Source organism: Pseudomonas sp. NPDC087804 (assembly GCF_044742965.1).
Classification (GTDB): Bacteria; Pseudomonadota; Gammaproteobacteria; order Pseudomonadales; family Pseudomonadaceae; genus Aquipseudomonas; species Aquipseudomonas rustica.
Map to the genome: position 1 here is coordinate 83927 of NZ_JBIUVN010000019.1, position 17424 is coordinate 101350.

Below are 17424 nucleotides of genomic sequence, written 5' to 3' on the forward strand. Positions count from 1 at the left end.
CGCTGCTCAGTCGCTGGGCAATCCAAGGCTGTGCAGATGCGCGACGAGGCGCTGCTGCAATTGGTTGAGGTGCGGCAGATTCAATTGATGACGCGTGGCGACTTTGCAGGCGTGGCCCAATAGATAGCTGATTTCGGTGCGGCGCTGGTTGGCGACGTCCTGATACATCGACGAGTAATTGGCCGCCGTCGCCTGAATCACCCGTTCGACTTCTTGCTGCAGGTTCTCAGCGGCAGCGGGTTGGCCGCAGTGCTGCAACAACTCGGCGAGTTCGGCACACAGCGTGGCGACTTCGCAGTGATGATCCTGCAAACCACCGTTGCGGCAGTGGTGCAACACGGTCAGTGGATTGATCGCGCAGTTGAGCGCCAGTTTGCGCCACAGCCGCGTGAGGATATCGGTACTCCACTCGTGGGGAATGTTCGCGGCTTGCAGATCGTCCAGCCAGATCGGCGCAACCGGTTGAGTGACATCGCCCAGCCAGGTGAAGCCGTGACCGGCGAACACCACGCGCCAGTCGCCGTCGCGAAACGCGCCTTCGGTGCTGGACGCGCTGATGCAGCGCGCTTGCGGAACGCGCGTGGCGACGGCGTCCTGACTGCCGAGGCCGTTCTGCAACAGGATCAGTTCGGCATCCGCTGTCAGGCGCGGAGCGAGGCGGGCGATGGCACTTTCGGCGTCGTAGGCTTTGCAGGCGACCAGCAGTCGGCGAATTGGCTCAGGGCTGTCGGCGGTTTCGCCCGGCACCGCATACGTGCTGGCCTGGCCGTGTTCGACGAGCGTTAGCCCGCCGGCCGCTTCATAACTGCGCAGGCGTTCGGCATCGCGCACGATCAATTTCACCGGTAAACCGGCCCGGGCCAGACGCGTGGCCCACAGTGTGCCGAGGCTGCCGGCGCCGAGGACGTGCCAGGTGGTCGACATCAGTTTTTTGCTCGATTGCGTACAGGCATGTGCGGCTCGCCGTGTTCGTAGGAAAAGACCCGTTATAATGAGCCCGATTTTAACCGCAAGCCAAGCGCGCTCCATCCTCATCGAGCGCGCCTTTTTATTGGAGAGATTACATGCCGTCGTTCGACGTGGTATCCGAACTGGACAAACACGAACTCACCAACGCGGTCGAGAACGCCGTGAAGGAACTCGATCGTCGTTATGACCTGAAAGGCAAAGGCAGCTTCGAGTTCAAGGAAAAAGACCTGACCGTGAGCCTGACCGCTGAAGCCGGGTTCCAGCTGGAAGCGATGATCGAAATCCTCAAGCTGGCGCTGGTCAAGCGCAAGATCGATGTGCAGTGCCTTGAGGTCAAGGACGCTTATGCATCGGGCAAGCTGATGAAGCAGGACGCCATCCTCAAGGAAGGCATCGACAAAGAACTGGCGAAGAAAATCGTCGGCCACATCAAAGACGCCAAGCTGAAAGTGCAGGCCGCCATTCAGGGCGAGCAAGTGCGCGTGACCGGCAAGAAGCGTGATGACCTGCAAGAAGCCATCGCTGCACTGCGTGCCAAGGAATTCGGCATGCCGCTGCAGTTCAACAACTTCCGCGACTAAGCTCGGTCAGATGACCTGTGGGAGCGAGCCTGCTCGCGAAAGCTCTATGTCATTCAGCATTGAGTTGACTGACACACCGCCTTCGCGAGCAAGCTCGCTCCCACATTGATTTTGTATACCCCCGGCGGTTTCTGCCGCTTATCTTTCGCGTGCCGAATGGCCGGAAATCAGGAGATAGAAGATGGATTTGAATGCTGAGGTAGACCAGTTGGTCAAGGCATCCCAGGCGTGGATCCCGATGATCATGGAATACGGCAGCCGCGTGCTGCTGGCAGTGATTACCCTGGCCATCGGCTGGTGGCTGATCAACAAGGTCACGCAAAAACTCGGCGGTCTGCTGGCTCTGCGCAATGCTGACCTGGCATTGCAAGGTTTTATCAGCAGCCTGGCCAACATCATTCTCAAAGTGCTGCTGATCGTCAGCGTCGCGTCGATGATCGGCGTGGAAACCACCTCGTTCGTTGCCGCAATCGGTGCTGCCGGTCTGGCCATCGGTCTGGCGTTGCAGGGCAGTCTGGCGAACTTCGCCGGTGGCGTGCTGATTCTGCTGTTCCGTCCGTTCCGTATCGGTGACTGGATCGAAGCGCAGGGCGTGGCGGGTACTGTCGACAGCATCCAGATCTTCCACACCGTGCTGCGAACCGGCGACAACAAGACCATCATCATGCCTAACGGCAACCTGTCGAACGGCATCATCACCAACACCAATCGTCAGCCGACCCGTAAGGTGGTGTTCGATGTGGGCGTTGATTACGAAGCCGATCTGCAAAAGGCCCGTCAAGTGCTGCTGGATCTGGCCAACGACGAGCGCATTCTGCAAGACCCGGCGCCACAGGCGGTAATTTCGACGCTGGGTGACAGCGCGATCACCGTTTCCCTGCGTGTGTGGGTTAAAACTGCAGACTACTGGGACGTGATGTTCATGTTTAACGAGCAGTCGCGTGATCGTTTAAAAACCGCTGGTATTGATATTCCTTTTCCGCAGCGAACCATTCGCGTAGTTCAGGAAACAGCAGCGCAGTAACAACCTTGATACCTGGCTTTGCAGTCAGTTAATCAATAAAGACCCAAGAGCTGTTCGCACTCTTGGGTTTTTTATGGCCGCCATTAAAGTTCGCCAGCTAATAGATAGCTGACTAATCTTTGTCATTCGAATGCAGTTAAGCCAGGCATAAAAAAACCGCCCACCTGAATCAGGTGAGCGGTTCTTGTTTAGAGCAGAGCTCTACAGTACTTCAGCTGTGCATCCCTATTAGAGGATGTTCAGTGGGTACTCAACGATCAGACGCACGTCGTTGTTGTCAGACGAGTAGCCGCTGTAAGCACCGTTCGAACGGTACATGGCATAACGCAGACGGAACGACAGGTCTTTGGCTGGACCTTCTTGCAGAACGTACTTGGACTCGGCGTTCCACTCGTTCTCTTTACCTTCACCCAGACCGTTGGTCTCGATGTTGTCACCCATCACGTAACGGGTCATGAAGCTCAGGCCAGGAACGCCGTAGTCTTTCATGTTGATGTCGTAGCGAGCCTGCCAGGATTTCTCTTCGCGACCCACGAAGTCGGAGATCTGGATGGAGTTGGCTACGAAGATTGTGCTGTTACCGTCAACGCCATAGTAGTAAGCGTTGTCGCCGCTCGACTGCTGGTAGGCAACGGTGAACTTGTGCGCGCCCAGGCTGTAAGCAGCGGCCAGGGACCACAGGTTGTTGTCCACACCCAGAGTGCCGTCACCGATGGCGTCGACCAGGTCACCACGGCTGTCGCCCTTGGTTTTGTAACCGTTCAGGTCGAAGTTCAACGACTGCGTGTCGTCGATCGGCAAGGTGTAGTTCAGGTTGATGTAGTACTTCTTGAAGTAGTCATCAGCGTCGGAAGCAGCCAGTGCACCGGTGAAGTTGTCGGTGAAGGCGTAGCTGGCACCAAAGATATTGATGTTGGTCAGGCCTTTGCCGCCGTTACCGTTTTCATCAGGCAGACCGCCGATGCTGTCACGGCCCATACCGGTTTGCTTGCTCAGGGAAGTGAAGCGACCTGCGCTCAGTTCCAGACCTTTGATCTCTTTGGAAGTGATCAGGGTACCGGTCGCGACTTCTGGCAGCAGACGGCTGTCATCGGTAGCGAACACTGGGCTGGCAACAAATTGCTGGCCGTATTTCAGGGTGGTGTCGGAGAGACGGAATTTAACTGCGCCGCCGATTTTGCCCTGGGATTTTTCCGGGTTGCCGTCGCTGTCGCTGGCGAACAGGCCGTTACCGCGGTGGCCCGAGCCGCCGTCCAGTTTGACCGAACCCATTGCCATGGCGTCGAGACCGAAGCCGATGGTGCCTTGAGTGAAGCCCGACTCGTAAGTCAGCAGTTGGCTGACACCGGTGTCCTGGCGATAGCCAGCAGTACCGGAAGAGCCGTTGCCTGCACCGTTTTTAAAGTCACGGTTCATGTATTCCATACGAGTCTTCAGTTTCAGACTCTGGTCGCCGAAGAAACCTTTGGAATCATCCTGAGAAGACGCCACTGCGAACTGCGAGGTGCCTGCTGCAACAGCCAGTGCGATCATGCTCCACTTCATCACGCGCATCGTGATTTGCTCCTTTGGTTTTTAGAAGAGTACTGCCGTCCCACCTGTTTTATTATCTGGGCGGCTCTTTCTTTTTGTGTCGGCGCAAACTTATATCACGCCGACAATGTTGGCGATACTTGCGAATCTAACGTTTCACCTTCTTTACGACGCTGTCGCAGATGGCTTTGTAGAGGTCGCAAATTCACAGTACCGATGCAATCGGGTCTACAACTTTCTCGCTGTTTTTCTAGCCTTTTGCATCGCTAAAAAAGAGTCCCTGGCAAAACACTTGAATCTCCATCGGGCAACCCTGCCACTGTTTTTGTTGGGCTTGAGGCATCCACATCGTGTGGTGCGCTTATAGTCCATATGTGTACGAATGCAACAAGCGTGCACAAACCGCAATGTCGGTGCGGTTATTTTTCTGAACACCGCCTGTTACCTGTAAAAACCTTATAAATACGGGGCGCCAAGCCCCTTTCTACAAGGGCTTGACGCCATTCCGGCTATCGTGTTGCCAAGGCATCGGCCGCGTGCGACAGCCAAAAACGTTACCGGTTCACCCCGCCAGTGAGTATTCGGCGGATGCTTCGACGCCTGAGCGTAGACGCACTGTGCGGTTTTGGTGCAAAAAAATTACACCCTGTCCTGTAATCACACAGTCCGGCATATGGGTAATCTCGAACGCCTCAATGGTTTTCAGTCATTTACGCGTATTCGTTATCCCTCTCGGTTCCGTGCTGGTGCAGGGCGCCAATAAATGTCACATGTCGGGGCGTTCGGCGAAAGCGCCGTAGGGCACAGCTGTCGTGAAGACTGGCGTATTCGCGGTATGCTTCCGGTCTGTCGCTTGGTGCGCTGCCCATCGGGCTGGCCGCTAAGCTGAATATGTCGATCAGCCGGGAGTGCGCGCAGTGTTTGCTTTAGATTCACGACTTCAACAGGACACGCTGACCATCGGTGACTTCCCGCTCTGCCGCCTGTTGCTGTCCAACGACAGCAACTATCCATGGTTCATCCTGGTGCCTCGTCGCGACGATATCAGCGAGTTGTTTCAATTGGATGTCGCCGATCAGCAGCAGTTGTGGCTGGAAACTACCGCACTGGCCGAGTTGCTCAAGGACTTGCTGGACGCGGACAAAATGAACGTGGCAACACTGGGTAATGTTGTCAGCCAGTTGCACATGCATGTGATTGTGCGCAAACGCGATGACGCCGCCTGGCCGGCGCCGGTCTGGGGCAAGCACCCGGCCAAGCCATACAGTGCCGAGCAGGTTGCCGCGATTCGCGAGCGCTTGCGTCTGGTGTTGACCGAAGACTTCACGTTTCTGGAGGGCTGAAGCATGAGCCTGGAACAACGCGTTACCGATCTGGAAAGCCGTCTGGCGTTTCAGGACGACACCATTCAGGCGTTGAACGACGTGCTGGTCGCGCAGCAGCGCGTAGTCGATCGTCTGCAACTGCAGATGGCGGCGCTGCTCAAGCGTCAGGAAGAAATGGTCGGGCAGTTCGAGTCTTTTGAAGAAGAGGCGCCACCGCCGCACTATTAAGGCCTTTCTGAAGGCATAAAAAAACCGCGAACAGCCAGGCTGCTCGCGGTTTTTTATTGCCTTGGATCAGCGACGCGGCAGAGCAGCGATCACGTCCTCGGCTTGCAGGCCTTTGTCCCGGTTCATCACCGAGAACTCGACGCGCTGGCCTTCGACCAGAACGCGGTGGCCTTCGCCACGGATTGCACGGAAGTGCACGAAAATATCATCGCCGGAATCCCGGGAGATAAAGCCGAAGCCTTTGGAAGTGTTGAACCACTTGACGGTACCGGTATCACGATTGGTCATGTCATAGCTGGTTGGCGCGGCAGCAGGTGAAGAACGATAGAAGCTGACGGCCAGGTGCAGAACCACGGCAACCAGAGCGATCACCAGGGTGAACAGCACGGCTGGCTGGCCGGCGATGACAGGCATCGGCGCGATCAGGGTCAGGGTTTGCAGGACAACGGTCAGTACCAGAAGCGCGCTGACGAGGTTTTGCAGATGCTGACGCGGGCCTTTGTTCCAGTAAGGAATCACCGGGGCAATGATCAGGTTCAGCAGGCCGAAAAAGGCCAGGTAAAGTGCATCGGGTTGTTGCAGGTAGGGAACGGCTTCGGATTTCAAGCTAGGTATGAACGACAGCAGCAAAGCCGCTGCGCCCATTAGCAGGTGGACGATTTTCAACATTTTAATTGGCTCACGTTTATGACGGCTCACAAGGAAGAGCTGAAGGCGCACGGTTCGCTTCGGAACAAAAATAAGAGGCGTTGGACACGTACACGGCATCAGCCTATGCGCAACACCCCGAAAAATGGGGCATGGCGACACACTGCCTATTTAACAGCAAAGCCTGCGGCTACTCAAATCAGCCCGGCCAGCGGCACCGCGTCGGTCGATTTGTCGCAGCGTCTGTGGCCAATCAAGGCTGCGAGGTGTGGTCAGCCTTGCTAGAGTGGGTCTGCACCTGTTGGATGAATTCAATCGCCGTTAGGGGGTAAACATGGCAATCGATATCGGTATCAGTGAAGAAGACCGCAAATCCATCGTTGAAGGACTGTCGCGACTGCTGTCCGACACCTACGTGCTGTATCTCAAGACCCACAACTTCCACTGGAACGTCACCGGTCCGATGTTCCGTACGCTGCACCTGATGTTCGAAGAGCAATACAACGAACTGGCGCTGGCCGTGGATTCGATCGCCGAGCGCATTCGCGCGCTGGGCTTTCCGGCTCCGGGCGCCTACGCGACGTACGCGCGTCTTTCTTCTATTAAGGAAGAAGAGGGCGTGCCGAGCGCCGAAGACATGATCAAGCAACTCGTCGCCGGTCAGGAAGCGGTGACCCGTACCGCACGCGGCATCTTCCCGTTGCTCGATAAAGTCAGCGATGAGCCGACCGCCGACCTGCTGACTCAGCGCATGCAGGTTCACGAAAAAACCGCGTGGATGCTCCGCGCCCTACTCGAAGGCTGATCGAAGCGCGCCTGTAATCGTTGGATTGCAGGCGCGCTGTCCAGACTCTTACTTGTTGCGTTGGCTTATCCTACGTGGCGGGTCAACAAGTCGTCTGGCTATAACTTTGCGTCTGCGTTTTTATGGAGGTCACAGGAAGTGGCTTTGAAAATCCGCAGAGATGGCAAAGGAGTGTCAACGATATGGAAGATGCAGACAGGCGCAACGACAGGGTTGTCGTGCCGCCCCATGAACTGATCGTCGATCCGTTCGTCAATGAGTTCGACATGGCATTGATCCGGCCGCTGTCGCGATCCGTGCGTTTGAATGGTTACGCCACCTGCCTGCGACTGGAGCAGGTGTACTGGAACATCCTCGCCAATATGGCGGCCAATAATTGCTGTTCGATCAGTTCGCTGTTGTCCCACGTCGACCGCGAGGTGCAGTTGCGTCACGGCGGAGTGAAAAATTTCAGTGCGCTGGTGCGGGTGGTCTGTGTGATGAACAGTGGTCGGGAGGTGGCGCCGGCCATCGCGGTCTGAACGGTGACGGTTGCAAGCGAGGTCGCGGCCCGTGCAGTCTTACGGCTGCACAGGCCGCATTTAATGGATATAATCCCGCTCTTTCGCCGCAAAGCCCTGCGCGCGGTAGCAATCTGATCGCCGAGACACCTCCATGCCGATGTACGATTACCAATGTGCTTCCTGTGGTCATCAGTTGGAAGCCATTCAAAAGATCAGCGCTGCACCGCTGGTCGACTGCCCTGCCTGCCAGGCGCCAGAGCTCAAGAAACAAATGTCCATGCCAGGCTTTCGCCTCAGCGGCAGCGGCTGGTACGAAACCGATTTCAAGACCGGCGCCAAGAAGAACCTGGCCGGTGGCGACAAATCTGACTAGGGTTCAAACCCCGGTCGAACGACACGCGTGAGTGTCCCGATGGCGCACACAGTTTGAGTGCGGCGGGATCTCCACCGAATTTCGAATTACGAGAAGCGAAACCACTACCATGATGCGCAGCCATTATTGCGGCCAACTGAACGAAAGCCTGGAAGGTCAGGAAATTACCCTTTGCGGATGGGTTCACCGTCGTCGCGACCACGGCGGGGTGATTTTCCTCGATATCCGTGATCGTGATGGTCTGGCCCAAGTGGTATTCGATCCGGATCGCGCCGAGAGTTTCGCCGCCGCCGACCGCGTGCGCAGCGAATACGTCGTGAAGATCACCGGTAAGGTGCGTCTGCGTCCGGCCGGTGCCACCAACGCCAACATGGCGTCGGGCATGATCGAAGTGCTGGGTTATGAGCTGGAAGTGCTGAACGAGTCGGAAACCCCGCCGTTCCCGCTGAACGAGTTCTCCGACGTCGGCGAAGAAACCCGTCTGCGCTATCGCTTCCTCGACCTGCGTCGTCCGGAAATGGCCGAGAAGCTGCGTCTGCGTTCGCGCATGACCACCAGCATCCGTCGCTTCCTCGACGAAAACGGCTTCCTCGACGTTGAAACACCGATCCTGACCCGTGCCACCCCTGAAGGTGCGCGTGACTATCTGGTGCCGAGCCGTACTCACGCCGGTTCGTTCTTCGCCCTGCCGCAATCGCCGCAGCTGTTCAAACAACTGCTGATGGTTGCCGGCTTCGACCGTTACTACCAGATCGCCAAGTGCTTCCGCGACGAAGACCTGCGCGCTGACCGTCAGCCAGAATTCACCCAGATCGACATCGAAACCAGCTTCCTCGATGAAAAAGAGATCATGGGCCTGACCGAGCAAATGATCCGCAACCTGTTCAAGGAAGTGCTGGATCTGGAATTCGGCGAATTCCCGCACATGACCTTCGAAGAAGCCATGCGCCGCTACGGTTCCGACAAGCCAGACCTGCGTATTCCGCTGGAACTGGTCGACGTCGCCGATCAACTGAAAGAAGTTGATTTCAAAGTATTCAGCGGCCCGGCCAACGATCCGAAATGCCGTATCGCTGCGCTGCGCGTACCAGGCGGCGCAAGCATGCCACGCAAGCAGATCGACGATTACACCAAGTTCGTCGGCATCTACGGTGCCAAGGGCTTGGCGTACATCAAGGTCAACGAGCGCGCTGCCGGTGTTGAAGGTCTGCAATCGCCGATCGTGAAAAACATCCCGCTGGAAAACCTCAACGCCATCCTCGATCGCGTTGGCGCCGTTGACGGCGACATCGTGTTCTTCGGCGCCGACAAGGCCAAGATCGTCAGCGAAGCTTTGGGCGCACTGCGTATCAAGCTCGGTCACGACCTCAACCTGCTGACCTGCAAGTGGGCACCGATGTGGGTTGTCGACTTCCCGATGTTTGAAGAAAACGACGACGGCAGCTTCTCCGCGCTGCACCACCCGTTCACCGCGCCGAAGTGCTCCCCGGAAGAACTGGAAGCCAACCCGGCCGGCGCGCTGTCCCGCGCGTACGACATGGTGCTGAACGGTACTGAACTGGGTGGCGGTTCGATCCGTATCCACCGCAAGGAAATGCAGCAAGCGGTATTCCGCCTGTTGGGTATCAACGAAGCGGAACAGGAAGAGAAATTCGGCTTCCTGCTCGACGCCCTGAAATACGGTGCGCCGCCGCACGGTGGTCTGGCCTTCGGTCTCGACCGTCTGGTGATGCTGATGACCGGCGCCCAGTCGATCCGTGAAGTAATCGCCTTCCCGAAAACCCAGAGTGCTGCTGACGTGATGACGCAAGCGCCGGGTGTCGTGGATGCCAAGGCACTGCGTGAGCTGCACATTCGTTTGCGCGAAACGCCAAAGGCTGAGTAACACGGGCCTGAAGGCGCATCTTCGGATGCGCCTTTTTTCTATCTATAGAAAGCAGGTCGAGATTTTTTGTGTGCTGGCCGCTGCATGAGCAGGGCGGGCAACGTTTCAAAGAGAATTCGGAGCGAGTTATGGCTGGTCATTCCAAGTGGGCGAACATCAAGCACCGCAAAGAACGTCAGGATGCCAAAAGGGGCAAGATCTTCACCAAGTGGATCCGCGAACTGACCGTTGCGGCCCGTCAGGGCGGCGGTGATCCGGGCTCCAACCCGCGTCTGCGTCTGGCGCTGGATAAAGCGCTGAGCGCAAACATGAGCCGCGACATCATCGACCGTGCCGTTGCACGTGGCGCCGGTGCGACCGAAGCGGACAACGTTGAAGAGCTGACCTACGAAGGCTACGGCCCGGGCGGCGTAGCGGTGTTGGTCGAGTGCATGACCGACAACCGCAACCGTACCGCCGCAGCCGTGCGCCATGCGTTCAGCAAGTGCGGTGGCAACCTTGGCACCGACGGTTCGGTGGCGTACCTGTTCGAACGTAAAGGCCAGATCAGCTTTGCACCGGGCGTCGATGAAGACGCACTGACCGAAGCGGCGCTGGAAGCCGATGCCGATGACGTGGTTGCACACGAAGACGGTTCGATCGACGTGTTCACCTCGTTTACCAGTTTCTACGCGGTGCGTAACGCGCTGGAAGCGGCCGGGTTCAAGGGTGATGATGCGGAAATCGTCATGCAGCCGACCACCAGCGCCGAGCTGGATCTGGAAGGCGCGGAGAAGGTGCTCAAGCTGATCGACATGCTTGAGGATCTGGACGACGTGCAGAATGTCTACTCCAACGCGGACATTCCGGAAGACGTGGCTGCTCAGCTCGGATAAGAGCGACTAGTCTTCAATGTGGGAGCGGGCTTGCTCGCGAAGGCGGCGTATCAGCAAACATCAATGCTGAATGACACACCGCTTTCGCGAGCAAGCCCGCTCCCACAGTTGTTTTTTGTTGTTATGTAAATCGTGTTTTTTCAAAACCGCAGGCGTTATGACTTTAATTCTTGGTATCGACCCCGGTTCGCGCATCACCGGTTACGGGATTGTTCGTGATACCGGGCGTGGCGGCTGTATCTATGTGGCTTCCGGCTGCATCCGCACCGGTGCGGGCGAGCTGCACGAACGTTTGCAAATCGTTTATCGCGGCGTGCGTGAAATCATTCAGACCTACGGCCCGGTCACCATGGGCATCGAAAAAGTCTTCATGGCGAAGAACGCCGATTCTGCACTGAAACTCGGTCAGGCCCGTGGCGCGGCGATTGTCGCTGGCGCCGAAGAAAGCCTGGAGATCGCCGAGTACACGGCGACTCAGGTCAAGCAGGCAGTGGTGGGCACCGGCGCCGCCAATAAAGAACAAGTGCAGATGATGGTCATGCACATGCTCAAACTGACCGCCAAACCGCAAATCGATGCCTCCGACGCCCTGGCCATTGCCATTTGCCACGCGCACACCCGCTCCAGTCTGCTGCCGCACGGCTTGGGCACTGCACGCAGTCGTGGCGGGCGCCTGCGTCTCTGATAGCATCAGCATCAAATTTCCCGAAAGCGGATGCTTGCGCCTGTGTCGTCGGCCCGAAATCCGCGTTTCGACAGTCGCCAGCCCACGGTTGGCCAACGCTCAAGGATCTGAAACGTGATTGGACGCTTGCGCGGCACCCTGGCTGAGAAACAGCCGCCGCACCTGATTCTGGATGTAAACGGCCTCGGGTATGAGCTGGAAGTACCGATGACCACGCTTTATCGTCTGCCGTCGGTCGGTGAACCACTGACCCTGCACACCCATTTGGTCGTACGCGAAGACGCGCAACTGCTCTATGGTTTTTCCGGTAAACGTGAGCGAGACTTTTTTCGCGAGTTGATCCGTCTCAATGGTGTCGGGCCAAAACTGGCCCTGGCGTTGATGTCGAGTCTTGAAGTCGACGAGTTGATCCGCTGCGTGCAATCCCAGGACACCTCGGCGCTGACCAAGGTGCCGGGCGTTGGCAAGAAGACGGCCGAGCGTTTGCTGGTCGAGCTGAAAGATCGCTTCAAGGCGTGGGAAACTTCGCCGGCGATGTTTGCGCTGGTACCGAATCAGCCGGACGGCCCGGCGCCGGTCAATACCGCCGAGAACGATGCCGTCAGCGCGTTGATTTCCCTCGGTTACAAACCGCAGGAAGCGAGCAAGGCGATTTCCGCGATCAAGGACAAGAATTTGAGCAGTGAAGACATGATCCGCCGCGCCCTGAAGGGAATGATTTAAGTGATTGAAGCTGATCGTCTGATCGCCGCCGCGCACAGCCCGCGTGAGCGCGAAGAAGTCCAGGATCGGGCCATTCGCCCGGTCAGTCTGGCCGACTATATTGGCCAGCCGACCGTGCGCGAGCAGATGGAATTGTTTATCCAGGCCGCGCGTGGCCGCAGTGAATCCCTCGACCACACGCTGATCTTCGGCCCGCCGGGCTTGGGTAAGACCACGCTGGCCAACATCATTGCCCAGGAAATGGGCGTGTCGATCAAGAGTACCTCGGGCCCGGTGCTTGAACGTCCGGGTGATCTCGCGGCATTGCTGACCAACCTTGAACCGCACGACGTGTTGTTCATCGATGAAATCCATCGCCTGTCGCCGATCGTTGAAGAAGTGCTGTACCCGGCGATGGAAGATTTCCAGCTCGACATCATGATCGGCGAAGGGCCGGCGGCGCGCTCGATCAAGCTTGATCTGCCACCGTTTACCCTGGTTGGCGCCACGACGCGCGCCGGTATGCTGACCAACCCGCTGCGTGACCGCTTCGGTATCGTCCAGCGTCTTGAGTTCTACAGCACTGCCGATCTGTCGACGATTGTCAGTCGTTCGGCGGCTATTCTCGGTTTGCCACTGGATCCGGAAGGCGCCTTTGAAATCGCTCGCCGTGCCCGTGGTACGCCGCGTATCGCCAACCGTTTGTTGCGGCGCGTGCGTGATTTTGCTGAAGTCCGCGCCAAAGGGCACATCACCAAGTCGGTCGCCGATTTGGCGTTGAACCTGTTGGACGTTGATGAACATGGCTTCGACCATCAGGATCGACGTCTACTGTTGACCATGATCGAGAAGTTCGACGGCGGGCCGGTCGGTATCGACAGTCTGGCGGCGGCGATCAGCGAAGAGCGCCACACCATTGAAGACGTGCTGGAGCCGTACCTGATTCAACAGGGCTACATCATGCGCACACCACGGGGCAGGGTGGTGACCCGGCATGCGTACCTGCATTTCGGTTTAAACATCCCGTCACGAATGGGCGAAATGCCCGTGGCAGACGAGTTTCTCGATGCCGTGGACGATTAATACACATTTGTTGTCGATTTATTCAGGGTTTGTACTGTCAGACGACGGTACTTTTGCGTTAAAGCTTTGAAACCATGAAAAACAGTTGCCTGGCCGGATTGGCAACCTGAGGAGTAAGCACTAGAGTATGCGCGCGCAAAACGGGCTTGGGCCGTTCGCACATCGTTGTCGCGTTTATTACGAGGACACCGATGCGGGCGGCATCGTGTATTACGTTAATTACCTCAAGTTTATGGAACGGGCTCGAACCGAGCGGCTGCGTGAACTGGGCTTTGCCCAATCGCAGTTGGCAGGGGAGGATCTGTTGTTTGTCGTGCATTCCAGCGAAGCGCGTTACCACGCGCCGGCGCGACTGGATGACGAACTGCTGGTAAGCGCTGAAGTAATCGAATTGAACCGTGCCAGCCTGCGCTTTAAACAGCAGGTCAGGCGGGCTACGGATAATGTGCTGCTCTGTGAAGGGCAGTTTTTGGTGGCCTGTGTGCGCACTAACAGTTTGAAACCCCGGGCCCTTCCCGAAGACTTGCGTGCGGCCTTTGCCGACGCGGTCGGCCCGGGTACACACTCAAAGCAGGAGATAAAGCGTGGAAGCTAACGTCGTCGACCATTCCTCCATGTGGAGCCTGGTCAGCAATGCCAGCATCGTGGTGCAGTTGGTAATGTTGACCCTGGTGGCCGCATCGGTGACCTCATGGATCATGATCTTTCAGCGCAGCAATCTGCTGCGTGCCGGTCGACGCGCCCTGGAGAGCTTCGAAGAGCGCTTCTGGTCGGGTATCGATCTGTCCAAACTGTACCGTCAGGCGGGCAGCAACCCGGATCCGGATTCGGGCGTCGAGCAAATCTTCCGCGCCGGTTTCAAAGAGTTCTCGCGTCTGCGTCAGCAGCCGGGTGTCGACCCTGAAGCGGTGATGGAAGGTGTGGCCCGTGCCATGCGCGTTGCCATCTCCCGTGAAGAAGAGAAACTCGAGCAAAGCCTGCCGTTCCTCGCCACCGTTGGTTCGGTCAGCCCGTACATCGGTCTGTTCGGTACCGTGTGGGGCATCATGAACTCCTTCCGCGGTCTGGCCAGCGCCCAGCAAGCAACCCTGGCCACTGTGGCTCCGGGTATCGCCGAAGCCCTGATCGCCACCGCGATCGGTCTGTTCGCCGCGATCCCTGCGGTTATCGCTTACAACCGTTTCGCTGCTCGCAGCGAAACCTTGCTGGGCCGCTACTACACCTTCGCCGATGAATTCCAGGCGATCCTGCACCGCAAAGTGCACACCAGCGAAGAATAAGCAGGTAATTTCCAATGGCTTTAATCGCTCGAGCTCGCAAAAAGCGCAAGCCGGTCGCCGAGATGAACGTGGTGCCTTACATCGACGTGATGTTGGTGCTGCTGGTCATCTTCATGGTGACCGCGCCGATGCTCAATCAGGGCGTGAAAGTTGATCTGCCCAAGGTTTCCAGCGAAGCCTTGCCGCAGGACAACAACACGCAAGTCCTGACCATTTCGATCAAGGCTGACAAGACCTACTACTGGAACCTTGGCAGCGAAGTCGATACCGAGAAGCAACAGGACAGGGCCATGACCCTGCCGCAGATGACCGACGCGGTGACCAAGATCATTCGTGCCGGCACTGAAGGCGGCAAGCGTACCCAGGTCTTCATCCGCGGTGACAAGACCGTCGATTATGGTTCCGTCATGGGCGCCATGGGCGGGTTGCAGAAAGCCGGGGTCGGTAATGTTGGTTTGATTACCGAGGCCCCCTGATGCAGCAACAGCGAGAGCCGTCCGCCTCGGAAAGCTACTTCTGGCCTAGTGTTCTGGCAATTGTCCTGCACGTACTGGTGTTCGGCATGCTGTTCGTCAGTTTCGCCTTTACACCAGAGCTGCCGCCGGCCAAGCCGATTGTCCAGGCGACCCTGTACCAGCTGAAATCGAAAAGTCAGGCAACCACCCAGACCAATCAGAAGATTGCGGGTGAGGCGAAGAAATCCGCCGCGCGTCAGACCGAAGTCGAGCAGATGGAGCAGAAAAAGGTCGAGCAGGAAGAGATCAAGGCTGCGGCGGAACAAAAGAAAGAAGAAGCGGCTCAAAAAGCCGAGGAAGCCAAGAAGGCCGACGAGTCGAAAAAAGCGGACGAAGCGAAAAAGGCTGATGAAGCCAAAAAAGCCGACGACGCGAAAAAGGCTGAGGCGAAAAAGGCAGAAGAGAAACAATTGGCTGATATAGCCAAGAAGAAAGCCGAAGACGAAGCCAAAAAGGCTGCTGAAGAAGAGGCCAAGAAAGCGGCCGCTGAAGAAGCCAAGAAAAAGATTGTCGAAGACGCGAAGAAGAAAGCCGCCGACGACGCCAAGAAGAAAGCTGAAGCTGACGAGGCGAAGAAGAAAGTCGCCGACGAAGCGAAGAAGAAAGCTGCTGCCGATGCTGCGAAGAAGAAAGCGCAGGATGCGGCACGTAAATCGACCGAAGACAAAAAGGCTCAGGCCTTGGCCGATTTGCTTTCCGACACGCCGCAGCGCCAGCAGGCTTTGGCGGATGAGCAGGGTGACGAAGTCGCGGGCAGTTTCGATGACCTGATTCGTGCGCGAGCAGCAGAAGGTTGGGCTCGACCACCTTCGGCACGTAAAGGCATGACGGTCGTGCTGCAAATCGGCATGTTGCCGGACGGTACGGTGACTTCGGTCAGCGTGTCCAAGTCCAGCGGCGATGGTCCGTTTGATGCTTCGGCAGTGGCGGCAGTGAAGAATATTGGACGTTTGACAGAAATGCAGGGAATGAAGCCGAGCGATTTCGCTCCGTATCGTTCATTCAAGATGACATTCACACCTGAGGATCTAGCCTTGTGAGAAACCTTCTTCGAGGAATGCTGGTCGTGATCTGCTGCATGGCAGGGATCGCGATGGCTGATGAAAAGAACATTCTGGTTACCAGCGGCAGTGATCGGGCTACTCCGATCGCGGTTGTACCGTTTGGTATGCAGGGCGGTGCCGTCCTGCCGGACGACATGGCTGAAATCATTGGTAACGATTTGCGTAACTCGGGCTACTACTCGCCGATTCCAAAGCAAAACATGATCAGCCAGCCAAGCCAGCCGAGCGAAATCATCTTCCGTGACTGGAAGGCGGTGGGAGCTCAATACATGATGGTCGGCAGCATTGCTCCAGCCGGCGGTCGCCTGCAGGTGCAATGGGCGCTGTTCAACGTCGCCACCGAGCAGAAAGTGGCTGACGGCAGCGTCTCCGGTACCACGGATCAAATCCGCGACATGGCGCACTTCATTGCTGACCAGTCGTTCGAAAAACTCACCGGTATCCCGGGTGCGTTCTCGACTCGCCTGCTGTACGTGACGGCCGAGCGTTTCTCCGAGAAGAACACTCGCTACACCCTGCAGCGTTCGGACTACGACGGTGCTCGCGCCGTGACTCTGCTGCAATCGCGTGAGCCGATCCTGTCGCCGCGTTTCGCACCGGATGGCAAGCGCATCGCTTATGTTTCGTTTGAACAGCGCCGTCCGCGCATCTTCATGCAGAACATCGACACCGGTCGCCGTGAGCAGATCACCAACTTCGAAGGTTTGAACGGTGCACCGGCCTGGTCGCCGAATGGTGATCGTCTGGCGTTCGTCCTGTCGAAAGACGGTAACCCGGACATTTACGTGATGAACCTGGCTTCGCGTCAGATCACTCGCGTGACCGCAGGTCCGGGCATCAACACCGAACCGTACTGGGGCAAGGATGGTTCGACCATCTACTTCACCTCGGATCGCGGCGGCAAGCCACAGATCTACAAAACCAGCGCCAGTGGCGGCGGTGCGGAGCGAGTGACCTTCATCGGTAACTACAACGCCAACCCTAAATTGTCGGCGGATGAAAAGACCCTGGTGATGATCCATCGTCAGGACGGTTTCACCAATTTCAAGGTGGCAGCCCAGGATTTGCAGCGAGGTAGTGTAAAGATCCTCACTGATAGCACTCTGGACGAGTCGCCTACTGTTGCGCCCAACGGCACCATGGTAATCTACGCCACCCGCCAACAGGGCCGGGGAGTCTTGATGCTCGTGTCCATTAATGGACGCGTTAGGCTCCCGCTTCCTACCGCTCAAGGCGAAGTCAGAGAACCGTCCTGGTCCCCTTACCTGAAGTGAGCGGGCGCTACACGTTTTACTTAACACACTGGGGTTCATTAGGAGTTTCACGATGGAAATGCTGAAGTTTGG

At 57.3% G+C, this 17424-nt stretch carries 20 protein-coding genes; 17 read left to right on the forward strand and 3 right to left on the reverse strand.

All coding sequences use genetic code 11. The features are described from left to right. Positions 1–6: 6 nt before the first annotated feature. On the reverse strand, positions 7–924 hold the full coding sequence (locus tag ACIOMO_RS20555) for a putative 2-dehydropantoate 2-reductase (protein WP_212548863.1): 918 nt from the start codon (positions 922–924) through the stop codon (positions 7–9). A 140-nt stretch (positions 925–1064) separates the two neighbouring features. Here ACIOMO_RS20555 and ACIOMO_RS20560 point away from each other — a divergent pair, with 140 nt between their 5' ends. Both ACIOMO_RS20560 and ACIOMO_RS20565 read left to right on the forward strand, forming a co-directional pair. Beyond that, the gene (locus ACIOMO_RS20560) at positions 1065–1550 is read left to right on the forward strand and encodes a YajQ family cyclic di-GMP-binding protein (RefSeq protein WP_008080210.1); all 486 of its coding nucleotides are present in this window, start codon (positions 1065–1067) and stop codon (positions 1548–1550) included. 181 nt (positions 1551–1731) lie between these two features. Then, positions 1732–2574: a mechanosensitive ion channel family protein gene (locus ACIOMO_RS20565; protein WP_053123098.1), complete on the forward strand. Its 843-nt coding sequence runs from the start codon at positions 1732–1734 to the stop codon at positions 2572–2574. A gap of 228 nt (positions 2575–2802) precedes the next feature. On the opposite strand, the gene ACIOMO_RS20570 is transcribed toward ACIOMO_RS20565, so the two are convergent. After that, positions 2803–4128 carry an OprD family porin gene (locus tag ACIOMO_RS20570; protein ID WP_053123096.1) on the reverse strand — a complete coding sequence of 442 codons (1326 nt, stop codon included), beginning with the start codon at positions 4126–4128 and terminating at the stop codon, positions 2803–2805. 896 nt (positions 4129–5024) lie between these two features. Between ACIOMO_RS20570 and ACIOMO_RS20575 the strand changes: the two genes are divergently transcribed. Together ACIOMO_RS20575 and ACIOMO_RS20580 are read left to right on the forward strand one after the other, a co-directional pair. Next, positions 5025–5450, forward strand: coding sequence for an HIT domain-containing protein (locus tag ACIOMO_RS20575; RefSeq protein WP_053123094.1), 426 nt, complete (start codon positions 5025–5027; stop codon positions 5448–5450). Between the two features lie 3 nt (positions 5451–5453). Then, complete coding sequence (locus ACIOMO_RS20580; protein WP_053123092.1) at positions 5454–5660, forward strand: SlyX family protein; 207 nt, start codon at positions 5454–5456, stop codon at positions 5658–5660. Between the two features lie 66 nt (positions 5661–5726). On the opposite strand, the gene ACIOMO_RS20585 is transcribed toward ACIOMO_RS20580, so the two are convergent. Continuing rightward, positions 5727–6329 carry a cold-shock protein gene (locus tag ACIOMO_RS20585; RefSeq protein ID WP_053123090.1) on the reverse strand — a complete coding sequence of 201 codons (603 nt, stop codon included), beginning with the start codon at positions 6327–6329 and terminating at the stop codon, positions 5727–5729. Between the two features lie 313 nt (positions 6330–6642). Here ACIOMO_RS20585 and ACIOMO_RS20590 point away from each other — a divergent pair, with 313 nt between their 5' ends. The 13 genes from ACIOMO_RS20590 (at position 6643) to tolB (ending at position 17352) form a co-directional block, all read left to right on the forward strand. After that, positions 6643–7113, forward strand: a complete 471-nt coding sequence (locus tag ACIOMO_RS20590; RefSeq protein ID WP_053123088.1) for a Dps family protein — start codon at positions 6643–6645, stop codon at positions 7111–7113. A 182-nt stretch (positions 7114–7295) separates the two neighbouring features. Then, positions 7296–7634 (forward strand): ribbon-helix-helix domain-containing protein, encoded by a 339-nt coding sequence (locus ACIOMO_RS20595; RefSeq protein WP_053123086.1) that lies wholly within the window; start codon positions 7296–7298, stop codon positions 7632–7634. Between the two features lie 133 nt (positions 7635–7767). Next, entirely contained in the window at positions 7768–7989 is a 222-nt protein-coding gene (locus ACIOMO_RS20600) for an FmdB family zinc ribbon protein (RefSeq protein WP_053123084.1), read from the forward strand. A gap of 109 nt (positions 7990–8098) precedes the next feature. Beyond that, positions 8099–9874 (forward strand): aspartate--tRNA ligase, encoded by a 1776-nt coding sequence (gene aspS, locus ACIOMO_RS20605; protein WP_053123083.1) that lies wholly within the window; start codon positions 8099–8101, stop codon positions 9872–9874. A 128-nt stretch (positions 9875–10002) separates the two neighbouring features. Then, the gene (locus tag ACIOMO_RS20610; RefSeq protein WP_016983823.1) at positions 10003–10749 is read left to right on the forward strand and encodes a YebC/PmpR family DNA-binding transcriptional regulator; all 747 of its coding nucleotides are present in this window, start codon (positions 10003–10005) and stop codon (positions 10747–10749) included. A 157-nt stretch (positions 10750–10906) separates the two neighbouring features. Then, positions 10907–11434 carry a crossover junction endodeoxyribonuclease RuvC gene (ruvC, locus tag ACIOMO_RS20615; RefSeq protein ID WP_008080220.1) on the forward strand — a complete coding sequence of 176 codons (528 nt, stop codon included), beginning with the start codon at positions 10907–10909 and terminating at the stop codon, positions 11432–11434. A gap of 114 nt (positions 11435–11548) precedes the next feature. Next, entirely contained in the window at positions 11549–12157 is a 609-nt protein-coding gene (ruvA, locus tag ACIOMO_RS20620) for a Holliday junction branch migration protein RuvA (protein WP_053123081.1), read from the forward strand. Further along, entirely contained in the window at positions 12158–13219 is a 1062-nt protein-coding gene (gene ruvB / locus ACIOMO_RS20625; RefSeq protein WP_053123079.1) for a Holliday junction branch migration DNA helicase RuvB, read from the forward strand. A 127-nt stretch (positions 13220–13346) separates the two neighbouring features. Beyond that, the gene (ybgC, locus tag ACIOMO_RS20630) at positions 13347–13814 is read left to right on the forward strand and encodes a tol-pal system-associated acyl-CoA thioesterase (RefSeq protein WP_053123077.1); all 468 of its coding nucleotides are present in this window, start codon (positions 13347–13349) and stop codon (positions 13812–13814) included. Beyond that, complete coding sequence (gene tolQ, locus ACIOMO_RS20635) at positions 13804–14499, forward strand: protein TolQ (protein WP_008080223.1); 696 nt, start codon at positions 13804–13806, stop codon at positions 14497–14499. The genes ybgC and tolQ overlap by 11 nt, the downstream gene beginning before the upstream one ends. Positions 14500–14522: 23 nt before the next feature. Continuing rightward, positions 14523–14975, forward strand: a complete 453-nt coding sequence (gene tolR, locus ACIOMO_RS20640) for a protein TolR (protein WP_161806672.1) — start codon at positions 14523–14525, stop codon at positions 14973–14975. After that, positions 14975–16054, forward strand: coding sequence for a cell envelope integrity protein TolA (gene tolA / locus ACIOMO_RS20645; RefSeq protein WP_053123075.1), 1080 nt, complete (start codon positions 14975–14977; stop codon positions 16052–16054). Before tolR ends, tolA begins: the two co-directional genes overlap by 1 nt. Positions 16055–16071: 17 nt before the next feature. Next, positions 16072–17352, forward strand: coding sequence for a Tol-Pal system beta propeller repeat protein TolB (gene tolB / locus ACIOMO_RS20650; protein ID WP_172680149.1), 1281 nt, complete (start codon positions 16072–16074; stop codon positions 17350–17352). The last annotated feature ends 72 nt before the right edge of the window (positions 17353–17424 follow it).